The organism is Promicromonospora sp. CA-289599 (assembly GCF_050936155.1).
Classification (GTDB): domain Bacteria; phylum Actinomycetota; class Actinomycetes; order Actinomycetales; family Cellulomonadaceae; genus Promicromonospora.
In genome coordinates this window covers 4,944,635-4,962,179 of sequence record NZ_JBNJNI010000001.1, presented here as the reverse complement: position 1 = coordinate 4,962,179, position 17,545 = coordinate 4,944,635, and the positions used below count along the sequence as shown (strand labels likewise).

Below are 17,545 nucleotides of genomic sequence, written 5' to 3'. Positions count from 1 at the left end.
GCAGGTGCAGACCGACGTACTCGGCGTGGTCCTTGCTCAGCCCGCGCAGGCGCGAACGAACCTCGCGGTCGAGCTGGCTGAACGTGACGTCCTCGGCGATCTCCGGCTCCGGGGGCCGCGGGGCTCGCTCCTCGCGCTCCTCCCGGACGGCCGTGCGCGGACGGTCGGCGCGGTCGTTGGACGGACGGTGCAGACGGTCGGTGCCACGGTCGTCGCGTCGCGCGGGACGGTCGCCGTCCTTCGCGCGGAACGGGCGAGCGGCCCGGTCGTCGCGACCGCGGTTGTCGCGGGCGCCCCTGTCGTCGCGGTCGCCGAACGAGCGACGCGGACGGTCGTCGTCCCGGCGGGCCGGGCGATCGGCGCCCCGGTCGTCGCGACGAACCGGACGGTCGCCGTCGGTGCGCCGGGATCGGTCGTCCCCACGGGGACGATCGTCACGGCGCGGGCGGTCGTCCTCCCGGCGGGCGGGACGGCCGGCGCCGCGGTCCTCGAAGCTGCGGCGCGGGCGCTCGTCACGGTCGCCGTAGGAAGGACGGGCCGGACGGTCCGTACCCCGGTCGTCGCGGCGCGGACGGTCGGTACCCCGGTCCTCGAACGAGCGGCGCGGACGGTCGTCGTCCCGACGTGCCGGACGCTCGTCGTCCCGACGCGCGGGACGGCTGCCCCCACGGTCCTCGAAGCTGCGGCGCGGACGGTCGTCACGGTCCCCATAGGAAGGACGGGCCGGACGGTCGTTGTCGCGACGGACCGGACGGTCCGCACCCCGGTCGTCGCGGCGCGGACGGTCGGTACCGCGGTCCTCGTACGGACGGCGGGCCGGACGCTCGTCGTCCCGACGCACGGGACGGCTACCGCCGCGGTCCTCGAAGCTACGGCGCGGGCGCTCGTCACGGTCCCCGAAGGAACGGCGCGGACCGTCGTCCCGGCGCGCGGGGCGGTCGTCGTCCCGGCGCAGCGGGCGGTCGTGCTCACGACGAACGGGACGCTCACCGTCACGGCGTACCGGACGGTCTCCGCCACGGGTGTCACCACGGTTGTCCCGGTCCTCGAAGGAACGGCGCGGACGGTCGCCGTCGTTCCCGCGGTACGGAGGACGGGCGCCGCGGTCGTCGCGGCCGCCCCGGCTGTCCCGGTCGCCGTAGGAACGGCGCGCACGGTCGTCATCGGTGCGCCGAGGCGCGCGGTCGCCGGCGCCTCGGTCGTCCTGCCGGGGACGGTCGGTGCCGCGGTCGTCGCGGCGGGGACGGTCGGTACCCCGGTCCTCGTACGGTCGGCGCGGACGGTCGGCTCCGCGGTCGTCGCGCCGAGGGCCGTCACTGCCACGAGGGCCGTCGAACCGGCGGCCCCGGTCACCACCGCGCTCTCCGCCGCGGTCGTCGCGACGCGGCCCCCGGCCTTCGTTGCGACTGCCGCCTGTGCGCTCGCCACGGCGGTCGCCCTCGCGGTCGTTCCCCTGGTCACGGGGCGTTTCGTTCACGGTGTTCCCTTCGATGACAGATGCTCGCTCATTCTCCCATGCGAGCGGCCGTCTCCCGGGGTCGAACCGCTGTGACGTGCGCGGCCGACGTCGGCCGACGCGCTGTCATACCCGCGCCGGGACCACCTCCGGGTTGTACGCGTCGGTCTTGCGCAGCATCCAGGTCGCCGTCAGGACCAGGGCCGCCACCACGACGAGCAGAACGACCATGCCCGCATTGAACGCCAACCCGAAGATCCACAGGTAGCCGATCGCGCCCGCCGCGAGGCAGTAGTAGGTCATCGGCAGGATCGTCTTGCGGATCAGGTCACCCTCGCGCCCGAGCAGGCCGACCGTCGCCGCGGCGGCGACGACGTTGTGCACCGCCACCATGTTGCCCGCAGCGCCGCCGACCGCCTGCAGCGCGGCCACGGTCTCGGGCGACGCCGCGCCGATGCCGATCCCGGTGTTGAACTGGAAGAGCGCGAACATCATGTTGGAGACGGTGTTCGATCCGGCGACGAACGCGCCGAGCGCGCCGATGAACGGCGACACTATCGGCCAGCCCTGACCGGCGACGTCGGCGGCGGCCTGGGCGAGCGTGATGGGCATCGAGTCGAGCCCCGCCGCGTTGAAGTCCGGCCCGGAGTTGATGAAGATCCGCACCAGCGGCACCGCGCACAGGAGCGCGAACGCCGCACCGCCGAGCTGTCCTCCTGCGACCTTCCACGATGCCTTGATCTGCGCACCCTTCATGCCGTGCAGCACGTAGGTGACGAGGCACGCGAGCAGGAAGATCGCGCCCGGCGAGTACAGGAGCTCCAGGTTCTGGCTGATCCCGGTGCCGAAGATGTTCTCCACCGGGATCACCGCCGGCCCGGTCAGGAACTCCTTGATCGCCGGGACGTTCCGGGTCACGAGCAGCAGGGCCGCGACGATCACGTACGGCGCCCAGGCCCGGGCCATCGACATGCTGCGGGTGAGCGCGGCCGCCTCCTTCGTCGGGTCGACCGTGCCCATCCAGCGGTCGCTCCAGCGCTCACGCGGCGGGAAGTCCCACACGTCCTTGGGCATGAGGAAGCCCTTCGAGGACGTGAACATCACGAGCACCAGCCCGAGGAATCCGCCGAGCATCGAGGGGAACTCCGGCCCGAGCACGTACGCCACGGTCACGTACGGCACGATCATCGCGAGCGCCGCGTAGATCGCGAACGGCGCGACGGCGAGCCCCGCGCGGAACGACTGCTTCTCGCCGTAGAAGCCACACATCAGCGTGACGAGGATGAGCGGCACCAGGATGCCCACTATCGCGTGGACGGTCGCGACCTGGGTGGCGGTGTGCGCGATGAAGCCGAGCTGGTCCAGCCCCAGCACGTCGGCCCGCGCCTGCACCTCCGGCGCCAGCGCGCCGGAGGTGTCCGCCAGTCCCGTCCCGAGCCCGGTCAGCATCGGCGTACCGACGGCGCCGAAGCTCACCGGGGTGGACTGGATGATCAGCCCGGCCATGACCGCGGCCGCGGCGGGGAAGCCCAGAGCCAGCAGCAGCGGGGCGACGACGGCGGCGGGCGTACCGAACCCGGCGGCACCCTCGATGAACGACCCGAACAGCCAGGCGATGATGATCACCTGGACCCGCCGGTCGGGGCTGATCGTGGTGAACCCCGCACGGATCGTCTGCAGCGCGCCGCTCTTGATGAGGGTCTCGAGCATGAGCAGCGCGCCGAAGATGATCCAGAGCAGACCGACGGCGATCAGCAGCCCCTGCACGATGGACGCACTGACCGCGACCGGCGACATCTTCCACGCGAACAGGGCGACGACCACCACCACCGCGAGGCCGACGGGCATCGCCGTCCGCGCGGGCCAGCGGAAGCCGAGCAGCAGCGTTCCTACGACGAGGATCGGGAGGAGGGCGAGCAGGGCGAGGACGCCGAGGTTGTCCATGGTGACTCCAGTCCGGCCGCGCTGCCGGGTAGGGTTCGCTGGAACTTTCGCATGTCGGAACTATCAGTCCACTTGCCGACAAACGTAGCAGTTACCTCGGGCAAGCGGGAGTACCTGTTTCACCCGCGCAACTCACTCGCGCAACTTAGAGCCCTATTCAGGGGCGTCGAGGGTCTTATGAGTGCTTCACGTCCTGACCTGCGTCGTTGCTGGTCAGGGGCAAGTTTCGGCAGGTAGCGCAACGGCCCTTGCGTTCGGTTGGATCCAGGTTGTCTACGCCAGGTTCCGAGCCGATCGAAGGGCCGATGCGCTACAAGAGTACTTGCGGGCTGACGCCTGCCCAGACGACCGAGCTGATCGCCCGCGCATGGCAGGTCCACCAGAACCGGCCACCGGATCAGAGGTACGACTTCGTGCTGCCGTTCGGCACAGCGGTGACGCTGGTGCTCCTCAAAGCGCGGCACAACCTCGCTCAGCAGCTGACCGGAGACCTGTTCGGCATCTCTCAGGCCACGGTCTCGCGGATCTGGCGGTACCTACTGCCGCTGCTCGGACAGGTCACCGCACTGGACCGCACCCGTCTGGCCGACGCACTGGCGCGCGGGACGGTGCTGGTCGACGGCACCCCGATCCCGACCGGCAACCGTGCCGGGACCGGGACGACGAACTTCAACGCCAAGCACAAGAAGCAGGCGCTGGGCGTTCAGGTCGCGGCCTTCCGAGACGGGACACTGGCCGACGTCTCCGTGCCCGTACGCGGCTCCCGGCACGACTCGCGGGCCCTGGACGAGGTCGGATGGGCCGGCCAAATCACCACCGCCCGGGCCGAGCGCGTGGTCGCGGTGCTGGCCGACACCGCCTACGTCAAGCACACCCGCCTGACCCCGCGCAAGAAGACCACCGGCATCCCACGCAGCACCGCTGACAAAGCATGGAACCGGCACATCGCCAGCCTCCGAGCACCGGTCGAACGCGCGATCGCCCTGCTCAAACAGTGGAAGATCCTCTCAGCCGGCTACCGCGGCCGACTGGCCGAACTACCAAGCATCATCCACATGATCACCAACCTGGAGTTCTACCGACTCACGCGCTGAATAGGGCTCTTACTCGCGCAAAGCTTCAGGCGGCAGCCCCCGCAGCGACGCGTCCAGCACCAGAACCATATGCGCCGTCGGCATCTCGCGCCCCTGGCGGGCCAGGGCATCCGTGATCTGCAGCAGGCAGCCAGGATTGGACGTGACCAGGAGCTGAGCACCCGTCGCCGCGACGTTCGCGGCCTTCCGGTCACCCAGCTCTCGCGCGGGCTCCGGGTTCGTCAGGTTGTAGATGCCCGCCGACCCGCAGCACATGTCCCCCTCGGCGATCTCCTTGACCACGAGACCGGGGATCGTCGCGAGCACGGCGCGCGGCTGCGCCTTCACCCCCTGGGCATGCCGCAGGTGGCAGGCGTCGTGGTACGCCACGGTCATCGGCAGCGGGTGTCGCGGCGCCACGGGCTCGAGCTCCGCCAGCACCTCCGAGATGTCGCGGGTCCTCGCCGCGAACTCCGCCGCCCGCTCCGCGTACTCGGGGTCGTCCGACAGCAGGTGCGCGTAGTCCTTCATGGTGGAGCCGCACCCCGCCGAGTTCGCCACTATCCGCTCCACGCCCGCGGCCGAGAAGGTGTCGATGAGCGCCCGCGCGTAGCCGAGCCCCTCCGCCTCCCTGCCGGCGTGCACGGACAGCGCGCCGCAGCACCCCTGGTCCGGCGGCACGACGACCTCGCAGCCCTCCGCCGCCAGCACCCGTGCCGTCGCGGCGTTCACACCGGGATAGAACTCGCGCTGCACACAGCCGAGCAGCATCGCGACGGTCATCCGCTTCGCGCCGACGGCGGGCACCAGCACGGGCACCGGGATCCGCGGACCGACGGGCGGGGCGATGGCCTCCATGGTGGCCAGCGTCGGGGACACGCGCGCGAGCACCGGCCGCACCAGCCGCGACAGCCCGCTGCGCTGGTACATCGCCAGCAGCGGCCGGATCAGCCGGAGCCGCTCCGGCCGGGGGAACAGCGCGAAGATCGCCGACCGCAGCAGCCGCTGACCACGCGTCCGGTGCTCGGCGCCCCGGCGCTCGACCTGCTGCCGGGTCGCCTCGACCAGCTTGTCGTACTGCACGCCCGACGGGCACGCGGTCACGCAGGCCATGCAGCCGAGACAGGCATCGACGTGCTGCACCAGCGACGACGACATCGGCTCGCCCTCGAGCCCCTCCTTCATCAGGTAGATCCGGCCGCGCGGCGAGTCCATCTCCTCGCCCCACAGCGAGTACGTCGGACAGGCCGGCAGACAGAACCCGCAGTGCACGCAGTCGTCCACCAGCTCACGAGCCGGCGGATGATGCTCGTCGAAGGCCCCCGCCCCGCCGAGCGAGCCGAGCAGGTCCGGCTTCGCATCTGTCATCAGATACCTCCCACGAATCGGCCTGGCGCAAGGTTGCGCCCCGGATCGAGCTGCTGCTTGATCGCGCGCATGAGGTCGAGCCCGCCCACCGGCCCCCACACGTCCAGCTGCGCACGCACCTCGCGCGACGCCCGCAGCACGGTCACGGTCCCGTCGCGCGGGTCGGTCGCGGCACTCCGCAGGTGCCCGACGGCGGCCGCCGTGGCCTCCGGCGTCCCCGTCACTACCGCGTGCAGCACCCCGGCGGCGCTCCCCCGCAACGCCACGCCGACGCCGTACCGCTGCTCGGCATCCCGGGCAGCCGCCAGCAGCTCAGCCACGCCGACCAGGGTCGCCGTCGCCTTGGCATAGGTCCCGCCGCCGCTGGTCGAGCTCCCACCGCCGGTCGAGCCCGTCGAGACCCCCGGCAACGCCGCCCACCACCCGGGCGCCTCTGCCTGCGCCCGCCCGCCCAGCACCTCGGCGACAGCCGCGGCCCGCTGCCCCACCGCGCTCCCCGTGCCCTCGATCAGCACCGCCACCTCGGCGACGTCGCTCCCCGCCGGCCGGTCGATCTCCACCGCGGCGGGCGCGAGCTGCGACGCGACGACCGCCCGAGCCAGCGCGGCGATGTCGGCCAGCGGCCCGGTGGCCACGACGTACGCCCGGTCGGGCCGGGCCGGGTGCAGCCGGAACGCGGCCCGCACCACGACGCCCAGCGTGCCGTACGCGCCGGTCAGCAGCTTGGCCAGGTCGTACCCGGCGACGTTCTTGACGACCTTGCCGCCCGAGGAGGCGATGGTGCCGTCGGCGAGCGCGACAGTGGCCCCGAGCACCAGGTCCCGGATCCCGCCCCGCTGCAGCCGACGCGGACCGGACGTCCCGGTCGACAGTGCCCCGCCCACGGTGGAGCCCCCGGCGAGCCGTTCCGGTGGCAGGTCCACCACGAGCTCCTGCGCCGCGGCCCGGACCGTCTCCGACAGCTCCGCCACCGGCAGCCCCGCCTCGGCGACCACGACGAGATCGCCCGCGCCGTGCTCCACCAGCCGGTCCAGACCCGTGGTGTCCAGGATGAGATCCACCCGCTCGGGCGGCGCGCCCCAGTCCAGGGCGGTCGCTGCCCCGCGCGCGACGGTCACCAGTCCCTGAGCGGTCGCCTCGCGCAGCACCGCCGCCACCCCGTCGGCCGACGTCGGCCGGGCGACCGCGACCGCCGGCACGCCGTCCACGACGTCCGCCGGACCCGCCTCCTCGACCTGGCCACCGTCCTGCTTCAGCGCGTCCTCGAGCCGCTGCAGGTCCGCCATCAAAAGACCTCCGCCACGCCGGACTCCGCGAGCGGATGCGCACCCTGGCGCCGGCCGGGCTGGTCTCCGCACAGCCGCGGCGTAGGGAAGACCTTGCCGGGGTTGGCGATGTTGTCCGGGTCGAACGCGCACCGCACGGCCTGCATCGTGTCGAGGTCCTCGGCGGTGAACATGCGCGGCATGTGACCCGCCTTGTCCGCGCCCACACCGTGCTCACCGGTGATGGACCCACCGTGCTCCAGGCACAGGTCGAGGATCCCGCCGGCCACGGCCTCGGCGCGTTCGACCGCGCCCTCCACCGAACCGTCGAACAGCACGAGGGGGTGCAGGTTGCCGTCGCCCGCGTGGAACACGTTCGCGACCCGCACGTCGGCCGCCTCGCAGAGCGCCGCGATCTCGCGCAGCACCAGCGGCAGCGCGGTCCGCGGGATCACACCGTCCTGGACTATGTAGTCCGGGCTGATCCGGCCCACCGCGGCGAACGCGGACTTGCGGCCCTTCCAGATCAGGGCACGCTCGTCGTCGTCGGCCGCGACCCGCACCTCGAACGCCCCCGCTTCCTCGCACAGGCGCACCACGTCGTCGAACTCCCCTGCGACGTCGGACGACGGCCCGTCCAGCTCGACCACGAGCACCGCGCCCGCGCCGGCCGGGTAGTTGCAGTGCACTGCCGCCTCGGCGGCCTCGATCGCGAGGGCGTCCATCATCTCGATGGCGGCGGGGATCACCCCGGCGGCGATGATCGCGGAGGTGGCGGCGCCGGCGTCGTCCATGGAGTGGAAGGCCGCCAGCAGGGTCCGCACCTCCTGCGGCAGCCGGGTCAGGCGCACGGTGGCCGAGGTGACGATGCCGAGCGTGCCCTCGCTGCCCACCAGCGCGCCGAGCAGGTCGTATCCGGGCGGGTCCGGCGCCTTGCCGCCGATCTCCACCTGTTCCCCGCCGGGCGTCACCAGGTCCAGGCCGGTGACGTGGTTGGTGGTGAACCCGTACTTGAGGCAGTGCGCGCCGCCCGAGTTCTCGGCGATGTTCCCGCCGATCGAGCAGATGGACTGGCTGGAGGGGTCGGGCGCGAAGTAGTACCCGTCCGGGCCGGTCGCGGCCGTGAGCTGGAGGTTGATCACTCCCGGGTCGACGACGGCGCGCTGGTTGTCGACGTCGACCTCCCGGACGGTCCGCATCTGCGACATCACCACGAGCACACCCTCGGAGTGCGGCAGCGCCCCGCCCGACAGCCCCGTACCCGAGCCTCGCGCGACGAACGGCACCGAGTGCCGCACGCACGCTCGCACCGCGGTAGCGACGTCGTCCGGCCCCTGGGCCAGGACCACCACGCCCGGGATCACCCGGTAGACCGCGAGCCCGTCGCACTCGTACGTACGACGCCGCTGCCGGTCCGTGATCACCCGCTCCTCACCCAGCGCCTCGACAAGCTCGGCAATCACGACGTCAAGCCCCACGACAACGTTCTCGGACAAGGACAACCTCCAAGGTTGCGGCCACTACTGCTCCGTTGAGTGCTGGGTATTTGCCCTTCGGAGGCGGTCCGAAGGGCAAATACCCAGCACTCAACGGGTCGGTCAGGGCATTCGGGCGTATGCCGGGAGAGTCAGGAAGTCCGCGTAGTCGTCCGCCACCGCCACCTCGAGGAACGTCTGCTTCGCCTCCTCGTAGTCTGCCGCGTCGCCGGGCAGCTTGGCGATCTCTTCCTCGACGATCTGGTCGATCAGCTCGCGCGTGACCTGGCGGCCGGTGTCGGCGAGCGTCACGTCGTTGTGCAGCCACTGCCACACCTGCGACCTTGAGATCTCGGCCGTGGCGGCGTCCTCCATGAGGTTGAAGATCGCGACGGCGCCGAGCCCACCGAGCCACGCCTTGAGGTACTGGATCCCCACCGAGATGTTGTTCCGCAGCCCGGCCTCGGTGACGTCTCCGGGGGTGCTCGCGACGTCGAGCAGCTGTGCCGCGGTGACCTGAACCTCATCGCGGGTGCGGTCGATCTGGTTCGGCTTGTCGCCGAGCACCGAGGTGAAGACCTCCTTGCAGACGTCCACCATGCCGGGGTGCGCCACCCAGGACCCGTCGAACCCGTCGTTCGCCTCGCGGGTCTTGTCGTCACGAACCTTGGCGAACGCGGCCTCGTTGACCGCCTCGTCGCGGCTCGGGATGAACGCGGCCATGCCGCCGATCGCGTGCGCGCCACGGGTGTGGCAGGTCTTGACGAGCAGCTCGGTGTAGGCCCGCATGAACGGCACGGTCATGGTGACGGCGTTCCGGTCGGGCAGCATGAACTCCGTGCCGCGCGTCCGGAACGACTTGATCACCGAGAACATGAAGTCCCAACGCCCGGCGTTCAGGCCGGAGCTGTGCTCCCGGAGCTCGTAGAGGATCTCCTCCATCTCGAAGGCCGCGGGGTACGTCTCGATGAGCACGGTGGCACGGATAGTGCCCTGCGGGATGCCGAGGAAGTCCTGGGCCAGCACGAACGCGTCGTTCCAGAGCCGCGCCTCCAGGTGCGACTCCATCTTCGGGAGATAGAAGTACGGCCCCTGACCCTTCTCGATCTGCCGCAGACCGGCGGTCGCGAGGTACAGCGCGAAGTCCACGAGGCTGCCCGAGACCGGTCGGCCGTCCACCTGGATGTGCTTCTCCGGCAGGTGCCAGCCGCGCGGGCGCACGATGATCGTGGCCAGCTCCTCGTCCGGCTTCAGCGCGTAGTGCTTGCCGTTCTCGCCGGTGAAGTCGATGGTGCGGTTGATGGCATCGAGCAGATTGAGCTGCCCGCCGACGACAGCGCTCCACTGCGGGGTGTTGGCGTCCTCGTGGTCCGCGAGCCACGCCTTCGCGCCGGAGTTCAGTGCGTTGATGGTCATCTTGCGGTCCGTGGGGCCGGTGATCTCGCACCTGCGGTCCTCGATCCCGGGCGCCAGCGGGGCGACGTGCCAGGTCGGGTCCTCGCGGATGTGCCTCGTCTCCGGGAGAAAGTCGAGCGTGCCACCCGCCGCAAGGTCCGCGACCCGCCGCTCCCGGGCCTCGAGCAGCTCGAGCCGCCGATCGTCCAGTGTCCGGTGCAGGACGGCGATCAGCTCCAGCGCGCGGGGCGTGAGCACCTCCTCCGCGCGGGGTGCGATGTCGCCGGTGATCATCAGGCCGTCTGGAGTGTCCACGTGTCTTCCCTCGGTCGAGTGGTTGATGCCCCATCGCAAGTTCCACGATGCGGAAATCAAATATTTCCTAGTGAAAACACTAAACGCACGACGACGAGGGGTCAACGTGTGCTCAGCCGCCGGCGAGCTCCGCCCCGATGTCTCGCGCGACCTCGTGCAGCACCGGCACCGCTCGATCGCCGAACTCGAACGACACCCGCGCCGCGGGGCCCGACACCGACAGCGCCGTAGGTACGGGCGCCCCAGGGACGACGACGGCGAAGCAGCGGACGCCGATCTCCTGCTCACCGTCGTCCACGGCGTAGCCGCGCTCGCGCGCCTCGGCCGCCGCAGCCAGGAGCGCGTCGAGGTCCGTCAGGGTCCGATCGGTAGCCGGGGCAAGACCGGCGCGTGCCACGATGTCGCGCACTGCCGCATCGGGCAGCTCGCTCAGCAGCGCCTTGCCGACGCCGGTGCTGTGCAGGTGCACACGCCGCCCCACCTCGGTGAACATCCGCATGGAGTGCGACGACGCCGCCTGGGCGACGTACACGGCCATCTCTCCGTCGAGCATGGCCAGGTTTGCCGTCTCACCGAGCTCGCGAGCAACTCGCGCCAGATGACGCCGCGCGCCGGCCCCGAGCTGCCGACCGGCCGACTCACCGAGGCGAATCATCCGCGCACCGAGCGCATATCGTCGCGAGGGAAGCCGCCGAGCGTAACCGCGGGCCACGAGGGTGCGCATCAACCGGTGAATGGTCGGCAGGGGCAGCCCCGACTGCTCCGAGAGCTCGCTCAGGCCGGCATCGCCGCCGACCTCAGCCAGAATCTCGAGCAGATCGAGCGCTCGCTCGACCGACTGCACGCCAGACTCTGCCACATCACCCTCCCGATCGGAACGCCGGAACTACCGGCTCACGGAAGCAGCATTTCATAACGCGGAACGAGGGGTCGGCCGGGTGCGTTCTCGGCATGCTGGTCGTTCTGGGCATGCCGGGAAGTGGCTGGATATGCAGGTAGGGGGTGGAGCCGCACGAACCCTGACGGATTCATGCTGCTCCACCCCCTACCAGGAATGGTTGTCCGGCGGCGTCCTACTCTCCCACCCCGTCTCCAGGGCAGTACCATCGGCGCTGTAGGGCTAAGCTTCCGGGTTCGGAATGGGACCGGGCGTTTCCCCCACGCTAAGACCACCGTAACACTATCGAGACAGACAAAACCCTCACCCACCCACCAACCAAACCCCTCAAAGAGGATGGTGGTGAAACAAGGGGGTTTGGTGCCCGTGACTCGGGAACCGCATAGTGGACGCGAAACAAAACCATGAAAACTTATTAGCAGTGTTGAGGTGTTGTGAAGTTATCGGCAGTTAGTACCGGTCAGCTCCGACAGTCTTTAGTCCTGTCTTCCACATCCGGCCTATCAACCCAGTGGTCTGCTGGGTGCCTCCCACACAAAGTGTATGGAAACCTCATCTCGAAGCAGGCTTCCCGCTTAGATGCTTTCAGCGGTTATCCCTTCCGAACGTAGCCAACCAGCCATGCTCCTGGCGGAACAACTGGCACACCAGAGGTTCGTCCGTCCCGGTCCTCTCGTACTAGGGACAGCCCTTCTCAAGTTTCCTGCGCGCGCAGCGGATAGGGACCGAACTGTCTCACGACGTTCTAAACCCAGCTCGCGTACCGCTTTAATGGGCGAACAGCCCAACCCTTGGGACCTACTCCAGCCCCAGGATGCGACGAGCCGACATCGAGGTGCCAAACCATGCCGTCGATATGGACTCTTGGGCAAGATCAGCCTGTTATCCCCGGGGTACCTTTTATCCGTTGAGCGACGGCGCTTCCACAAGCCACCGCCGGATCACTAGTTCCGACTTTCGTCCCTGCTCGACCTGTCGGTCTCACAGTCAAGCTCCCTTGTGCACTTGCACTCGATACCTGATTGCCAACCAGGCTGAGGGAACCTTTGAGCGCCTCCGTTACATTTTAGGAGGCAACCGCCCCAGTTAAACTACCCACCAGGCACTGTCCCTGATCCGGATCACGGACCGAGGTTAGACATCCGAAGCGATCAGAGTGGTATTTCAACAATGACTCCACCCGAGCTGGCGCCCTGGCTTCACAGTCTCCCACCTATCCTACACAAACCGCACCGAACACCAATACCAAGCTATAGTAAAGGTCCCGGGGTCTTTCCGTCCTGCTGCGCGTAACGAGCATCTTTACTCGTAGTGCAATTTCGCCGAGTTCGCGGTTGAGACAGCGGAGAAGTCGTTACGCCATTCGTGCAGGTCGGAACTTACCCGACAAGGAATTTCGCTACCTTAGGATGGTTATAGTTACCACCGCCGTTTACTGGGGCTTAAATTCTGAGCTTCGCCTTACGGCTGACTCGTCCTCTTAACCTTCCAGCACCGGGCAGGCGTCAGTCCGTATACATCGTCTTGCGACTTCGCACGGACCTGTGTTTTTAGTAAACAGTCGCTTCTCCCTGGTCTCTGCGGCCCTCCCCGCGTCCCCCAGCAAGTGGGTTAACGGTTCAGGCCCCCCTTCTCCCGAAGTTACGGGGGCATTTTGCCGAGTTCCTTAACCACGATTCTCTCGATCGCCTTAGTATTCTCTACCTGACCACCTGAGTCGGTTTAGGGTACGGGCGGCTAGTCCCTCGCGTCGAGGCTTTTCTAGGCAGCATAGGATCACCAGATTCCCGCATACACGGTCTCTATCAGCTCTCACCCTATATGCCCCACGGATTTGCCTATGGGACGGGCTACGACCTTGGACATGGACAACCATCGCCACGCCTGGCTACCTTCCTGCGTCACCCCTGTTAACACGCTTACCTACTACCGGATCAGGTCCCACGCCTCCCCCACGATGCTGCCCGAAGGCAACGGTGTGGACTCGGGGTGGTTAGTATCACCGGGCTCGGTATGGGCGGTACTTCGCCGGTAGGAGAATATCAACTCCTTGTCCATCGACTACGCCTGTCGGCCTCGCCTTAGGTCCCGACTTACCCAGGGCGGATGAACCTGGCCCTGGAACCCTTGGTCATTCGGCGGACGGGATTCACACCCGTCATTCGCTACTCATGCCTGCATTCTCACTCGTGTAGGCTCCACCGCTGGATCACTCCGCGACTTCACTGCCCACACGACGCTCCCCTACCCACCCACACACCTGAACACACAGAACAAGTCTGGTGCTGGGCTAACGTATGAGTGCCACGGCTTCGGCGGTGTGCTTGAGCCCCGCTACATTGTCGGCGCGGAATCACTTGACCAGTGAGCTATTACGCACTCTTTCAAGGGTGGCTGCTTCTAAGCCAACCTCCTGGTTGTCTGTGCAACTCCACATCCTTTCCCACTGAGCACACGCTTTGGGGCCTTAGCCGGTGATCTGGGCTGTTTCCCTCTCGACCACGGAGCTTATCCCCCGCAGTCTCACTGCCGCGCTTACGACTTACCGGCATTCGGAGTTTGGCTGACGTCAGTAACCTGGTGAGGCCCATTAGCCATCCAGTAGCTCTACCTCCGGTAAGAAACACGCGACGCTGCACCTAAATGCATTTCGGGGAGAACCAGCTATCACGAAGTTTGATTGGCCTTTCACCCCTAACCACAGGTCATCCCCCAGGTTTTCAACCCTGGTGGGTTCGGTCCTCCACGCCGTCTTACCGGCGCTTCAACCTGCCCATGGCTAGATCACTTCGCTTCGGGTCTAGACCCGGCGACTGAATCGCCCTATTCGGACTCGCTTTCGCTACGGATACCCCACACGGGTTAACCTCGCCACCGAGCACTAACTCGCAGGCTCATTCTTCAAAAGGCACGCCGTCACCCCTGCAAACCCCTAAGGGCTGGAGGCTCCGACGGATTGTAGGCACACGGTTTCAGGTACTATTTCACTCCCCTCCCGGGGTACTTTTCACCTTTCCCTCACGGTACTTGTCCGCTATCGGTCACTAGGTAGTATTTAGGCTTAGCAAGTGGTCTTGCCAGATTCACACGAGATTTCACGGGCCCCGTGCTACTTGGGATCCCCTCAACCAGGCCGCACCATTTCGTCTACGGGACTCCCACCCACTACGGTCCGGTATTCAACCCGGTTCGACTATGACACGACTTTCTTACTGGCTGAAGAACTGTCAGATTCTTCCAGAAGGTCCCACAACCCCGCACACGCAACGCCTGACAGCTTGACACGCATACGGTTTGGCCTCATCCGCTTTCGCTCGCCACTACTCACGGAATATCTCTTCCTGTCGGTACTGAGATGTTTCACTTCCCGACGTTCCCTCCACACGCCCTATACATTCAGGCGCGGGTAACCGAACATGACTTCGGCTGGGTTCCCCCATTCGGAGACCCTCGGATCACAGCTCGTCTGCCAACTCCCCGAGGATTATCGCAGGCTACAACGTCCTTCTTCGGCTCCTAGTGCCAAGGCATCCACCAATGTGCCCTTAAAAACTTCAGGCAACACTACAATCACAGAAACCAAGATGACCACAAAACAACAACCACAAGCCAAAGACCCATGGTCGTACATTCTTGCGATCGCAATCTTGGAAAATTTCAAAGATGCTCGCGTCCACTATGCAGTTCTCAAGCAACGGACGAACCCACCAGGCAAACCCGTGACACCACAACCGGCACGCCGGCGGGTATGACACGAACCAAGTGACCCGTACTCGATCCAGAAACACACAACCTTGCCTACCCCCGAAGGGACAAGCCGGCCGGTTGTCTCAGGACCCAACAGTGTGCTTGGCGAACCCCCGACCACCCGGCAGACCGCGTTCCAACCCGTCACGACCCTCCGAGGAGGACACAACCGGCGTACTAGCAATCAGCCCAGGCAGGGCGACTCTTCGTCAATGTTCCACCCATGAGCAACCATCCCAGACGCGTACGGCCTGGGCCTGGCCTCTGCCACCAGCACCAACCATCGCCCCCACCCCGTGAAGGATGAACACGTGCTCCGTAGAGCGGCCGGCGTCCCCACTATGTGGGGCCTGATGGAGATGAGCTCCTTAGAAAGGAGGTGATCCAGCCGCACCTTCCGGTACGGCTACCTTGTTACGACTTAGTCCCAATCGCCAGTCCCACCTTCGACCACTCCCTCCCTTGCGGGTTGGGCCGTGAGCTTCGGGTGTTACCAACTTTCGTGACTTGACGGGCGGTGTGTACAAGGCCCGGGAACGTATTCACCGCAGCGTTGCTGATCTGCGATTACTAGCGACTCCGACTTCACGGGGTCGAGTTGCAGACCCCGATCCGAACTGAGACCGGCTTTTTGGGATTCGCTCCACCTCACGGTATCGCAGCCCTCTGTACCGGCCATTGTAGCATGCGTGAAGCCCAAGACATAAGGGGCATGATGATTTGACGTCATCCCCACCTTCCTCCGAGTTGACCCCGGCAGTCTCCCATGAGTCCCCGGCATGACCCGCTGGCAACATAGGATAAGGGTTGCGCTCGTTGCGGGACTTAACCCAACATCTCACGACACGAGCTGACGACAACCATGCACCACCTGTGTACGAGTGTCCAAAGAGTTCGTTATCTCTAACGCGTTCTCGTACATGTCAAGCCTTGGTAAGGTTCTTCGCGTTGCATCGAATTAATCCGCATGCTCCGCCGCTTGTGCGGGCCCCCGTCAATTCCTTTGAGTTTTAGCCTTGCGGCCGTACTCCCCAGGCGGGGCACTTAATGCGTTAGCTGCGGCACAGAACGAGTGGAACCCGCCCCACACCTAGTGCCCAACGTTTACGGCATGGACTACCAGGGTATCTAATCCTGTTCGCTCCCCATGCTTTCGCTCCTCAGCGTCAGTAACTGCCCAGAGACCTGCCTTCGCCATCGGTGTTCCTCCTGATATCTGCGCATTCCACCGCTACACCAGGAATTCCAGTCTCCCCTACAGCACTCTAGTCTGCCCGTACCCGATGCAAGCCCACAGTTGAGCCATGGGATTTCACACCAGACGCGACAGACCGCCTACGAGCTCTTTACGCCCAATAATTCCGGACAACGCTTGCGCCCTACGTATTACCGCGGCTGCTGGCACGTAGTTAGCCGGCGCTTCTTCTGCAGGTACCGTCACTTTCGCTTCTTCCCTGCTGAAAGAGGTTTACAACCCGAAGGCCGTCATCCCTCACGTGGCGTCGCTGCATCAGGCTTTCGCCCATTGTGCAATATTCCCCACTGCTGCCTCCCGTAGGAGTCTGGGCCGTGTCTCAGTCCCAGTGTGGCCGGTCGCCCTCTCAGGCCGGCTACCCGTCGACGCCTTGGTAGGCCATTACCCCACCAACAAGCTGATAGGCCGCGAGCCCATCCCCCACCGAAAAACTTTCCAACACCCACCATGCGGCAGGTGCTCATATCCGGTATTAGACCTCGTTTCCAAGGCTTATCCCGAAGTAGGGGGCAGGTTGCTCACGTGTTACTCACCCGTTCGCCACTGATCCACCCAGCAAGCTGGGCTTCACCGTTCGACTTGCATGTGTTAAGCACGCCACCAGCGTTCGTCCTGAGCCAGGATCAAACTCTCCGTAAAAGAGAAACATCCACACCCACCCAAGGGGCGAGCGTGAACAATGATACCGGCCAGACCAATCTGATGATTAAGATCTGTCCAAAACAACCCCCACAACGATGCGACCCGACTAACCGGACGGTCAGACAAGGCCACACCCGCAAGGGGTTAAAACATTGGCATTGACTATCAAGCACACTGTTGAGTTCTCAAACAACCGACGCACACCGTCAGGACCGCAATCTTTCCGATCGCTTCCCTGTCCGGGGCAGTGCCTGTAACTTACCAGGCTCTTTCGGACTTTTCCAAATCCTCGTCAGCCTCTCAGCCGGGAGAATTCTTCGACCATCCGAAGCATTTCCGATTCCCATTTACGCCATCTTCAGAAGAATGAATCTCTGATGACTTGCGAAGGTTGGGACGCCTCCTGGTCGATCGCGGCGCTAGCCGCTTGATCAACGTTCGGAGGCAACCTGTGCAACTTACCCTACCACGCTCTCCGGCGCAAGGACCCTGGTGAGGGTTCGTGCATCGGGGTGCCTGTCCGGCAAGCCCTCCCCAGCTCCAGAGCGCACGAGGCCACTCTCAGATCTGGTTTGGTTTCCGCCCCGGGACCGGCCAGTCGCGCTCGTCGCGCTTCCTGTCCGTGCCTCCCTGTCGGGCGAACAACCGGAACAGTACACAGCGATCGGCGCCCGCGCAAAATCAGCGTGCGATCTGGGCCGCAGAGCGCCAG

8 protein-coding genes and 3 rRNA genes are annotated in these 17,545 nt (G+C 66.3%); 2 read left to right on the top strand and 9 right to left on the bottom strand.

Going from position 1 to position 17,545, the window contains the following annotated elements; genetic code table 11:
• Positions 1–4: 4 nt before the first annotated feature.
• The gene (locus ACQEVI_RS22055; protein ID WP_432902838.1) at positions 5–1,552 is read left to right on the top strand and encodes a hypothetical protein; all 1,548 of its coding nucleotides are present in this window, start codon (positions 5–7) and stop codon (positions 1,550–1,552) included.
• A 30-nt stretch (positions 1,553–1,582) separates the two neighbouring features.
• Here ACQEVI_RS22055 and ACQEVI_RS22050 read toward each other — a convergent pair whose 3' ends face one another.
• Positions 1,583–3,400: an L-lactate permease gene (locus ACQEVI_RS22050; RefSeq protein WP_432902835.1), complete on the bottom strand. Its 1,818-nt coding sequence runs from the start codon at positions 3,398–3,400 to the stop codon at positions 1,583–1,585.
• Positions 3,401–3,669: 269 nt separating this feature from the next.
• Between ACQEVI_RS22050 and ACQEVI_RS22045 the strand changes: the two genes are divergently transcribed.
• Positions 3,670–4,494 (top strand): transposase family protein, encoded by an 825-nt coding sequence (locus ACQEVI_RS22045; RefSeq protein WP_432894014.1) that lies wholly within the window; start codon positions 3,670–3,672, stop codon positions 4,492–4,494.
• Between the two features lie 9 nt (positions 4,495–4,503).
• On the opposite strand, the gene glcF is transcribed toward ACQEVI_RS22045, so the two are convergent.
• The 8 genes from glcF to ACQEVI_RS22005 form a co-directional block, all read right to left on the bottom strand.
• A complete protein-coding gene (glcF, locus tag ACQEVI_RS22040) occupies positions 4,504–5,841 on the bottom strand; it encodes a glycolate oxidase subunit GlcF (protein WP_432902832.1) in 1,338 nt (445 codons plus the stop codon).
• Complete coding sequence (locus ACQEVI_RS22035) at positions 5,841–7,127, bottom strand: FAD-binding oxidoreductase (RefSeq protein ID WP_432902829.1); 1,287 nt, start codon at positions 7,125–7,127, stop codon at positions 5,841–5,843. The genes glcF and ACQEVI_RS22035 overlap by 1 nt, the downstream gene beginning before the upstream one ends.
• Positions 7,127–8,602, bottom strand: coding sequence for an FAD-linked oxidase C-terminal domain-containing protein (locus tag ACQEVI_RS22030; protein ID WP_432902826.1), 1,476 nt, complete (start codon positions 8,600–8,602; stop codon positions 7,127–7,129). The genes ACQEVI_RS22035 and ACQEVI_RS22030 overlap by 1 nt, the downstream gene beginning before the upstream one ends.
• A 102-nt stretch (positions 8,603–8,704) precedes the next feature.
• On the bottom strand, positions 8,705–10,270 hold the full coding sequence (gene aceB / locus ACQEVI_RS22025) for a malate synthase A (RefSeq protein ID WP_432906052.1): 1,566 nt from the start codon (positions 10,268–10,270) through the stop codon (positions 8,705–8,707).
• 133 nt (positions 10,271–10,403) lie between these two features.
• Positions 10,404–11,150, bottom strand: a complete 747-nt coding sequence (locus ACQEVI_RS22020) for an IclR family transcriptional regulator (RefSeq protein ID WP_432902823.1) — start codon at positions 11,148–11,150, stop codon at positions 10,404–10,406.
• Positions 11,151–11,351: 201 nt separating this feature from the next.
• Positions 11,352–11,468: ribosomal RNA gene (gene rrf / locus ACQEVI_RS22015) — 5S ribosomal RNA — on the bottom strand.
• Positions 11,469–11,620: 152 nt separating this feature from the next.
• A 23S ribosomal RNA gene (locus ACQEVI_RS22010) occupies positions 11,621–14,748 on the bottom strand.
• Positions 14,749–15,308: 560 nt separating this feature from the next.
• A 16S ribosomal RNA gene (locus ACQEVI_RS22005) occupies positions 15,309–16,830 on the bottom strand.
• Together the 16S, 23S and 5S rRNA genes form the textbook arrangement of a ribosomal RNA operon.
• Between the last annotated feature and the right edge of the window lie 715 nt (positions 16,831–17,545).

Bases quoted from the DNA above. Each gene is read 5' to 3' on its own strand.
- ACQEVI_RS22050 (WP_432902835.1), bottom strand. From the start codon at position 3,400: ATGGACAACCTCGGCGTCCTCGCCCTGCTCGCCCTCCTCCCGATCCTC.
- glcF (WP_432902832.1), bottom strand. From the start codon at position 5,841: ATGACAGATGCGAAGCCGGACCTGCTCGGCTCGCTCGGCGGGGCGGGG.
- ACQEVI_RS22035 (WP_432902829.1), bottom strand. From the start codon at position 7,127: ATGGCGGACCTGCAGCGGCTCGAGGACGCGCTGAAGCAGGACGGTGGC.
- aceB (WP_432906052.1), bottom strand. From the start codon at position 10,270: ATGATCACCGGCGACATCGCACCCCGCGCGGAGGAGGTGCTCACGCCC.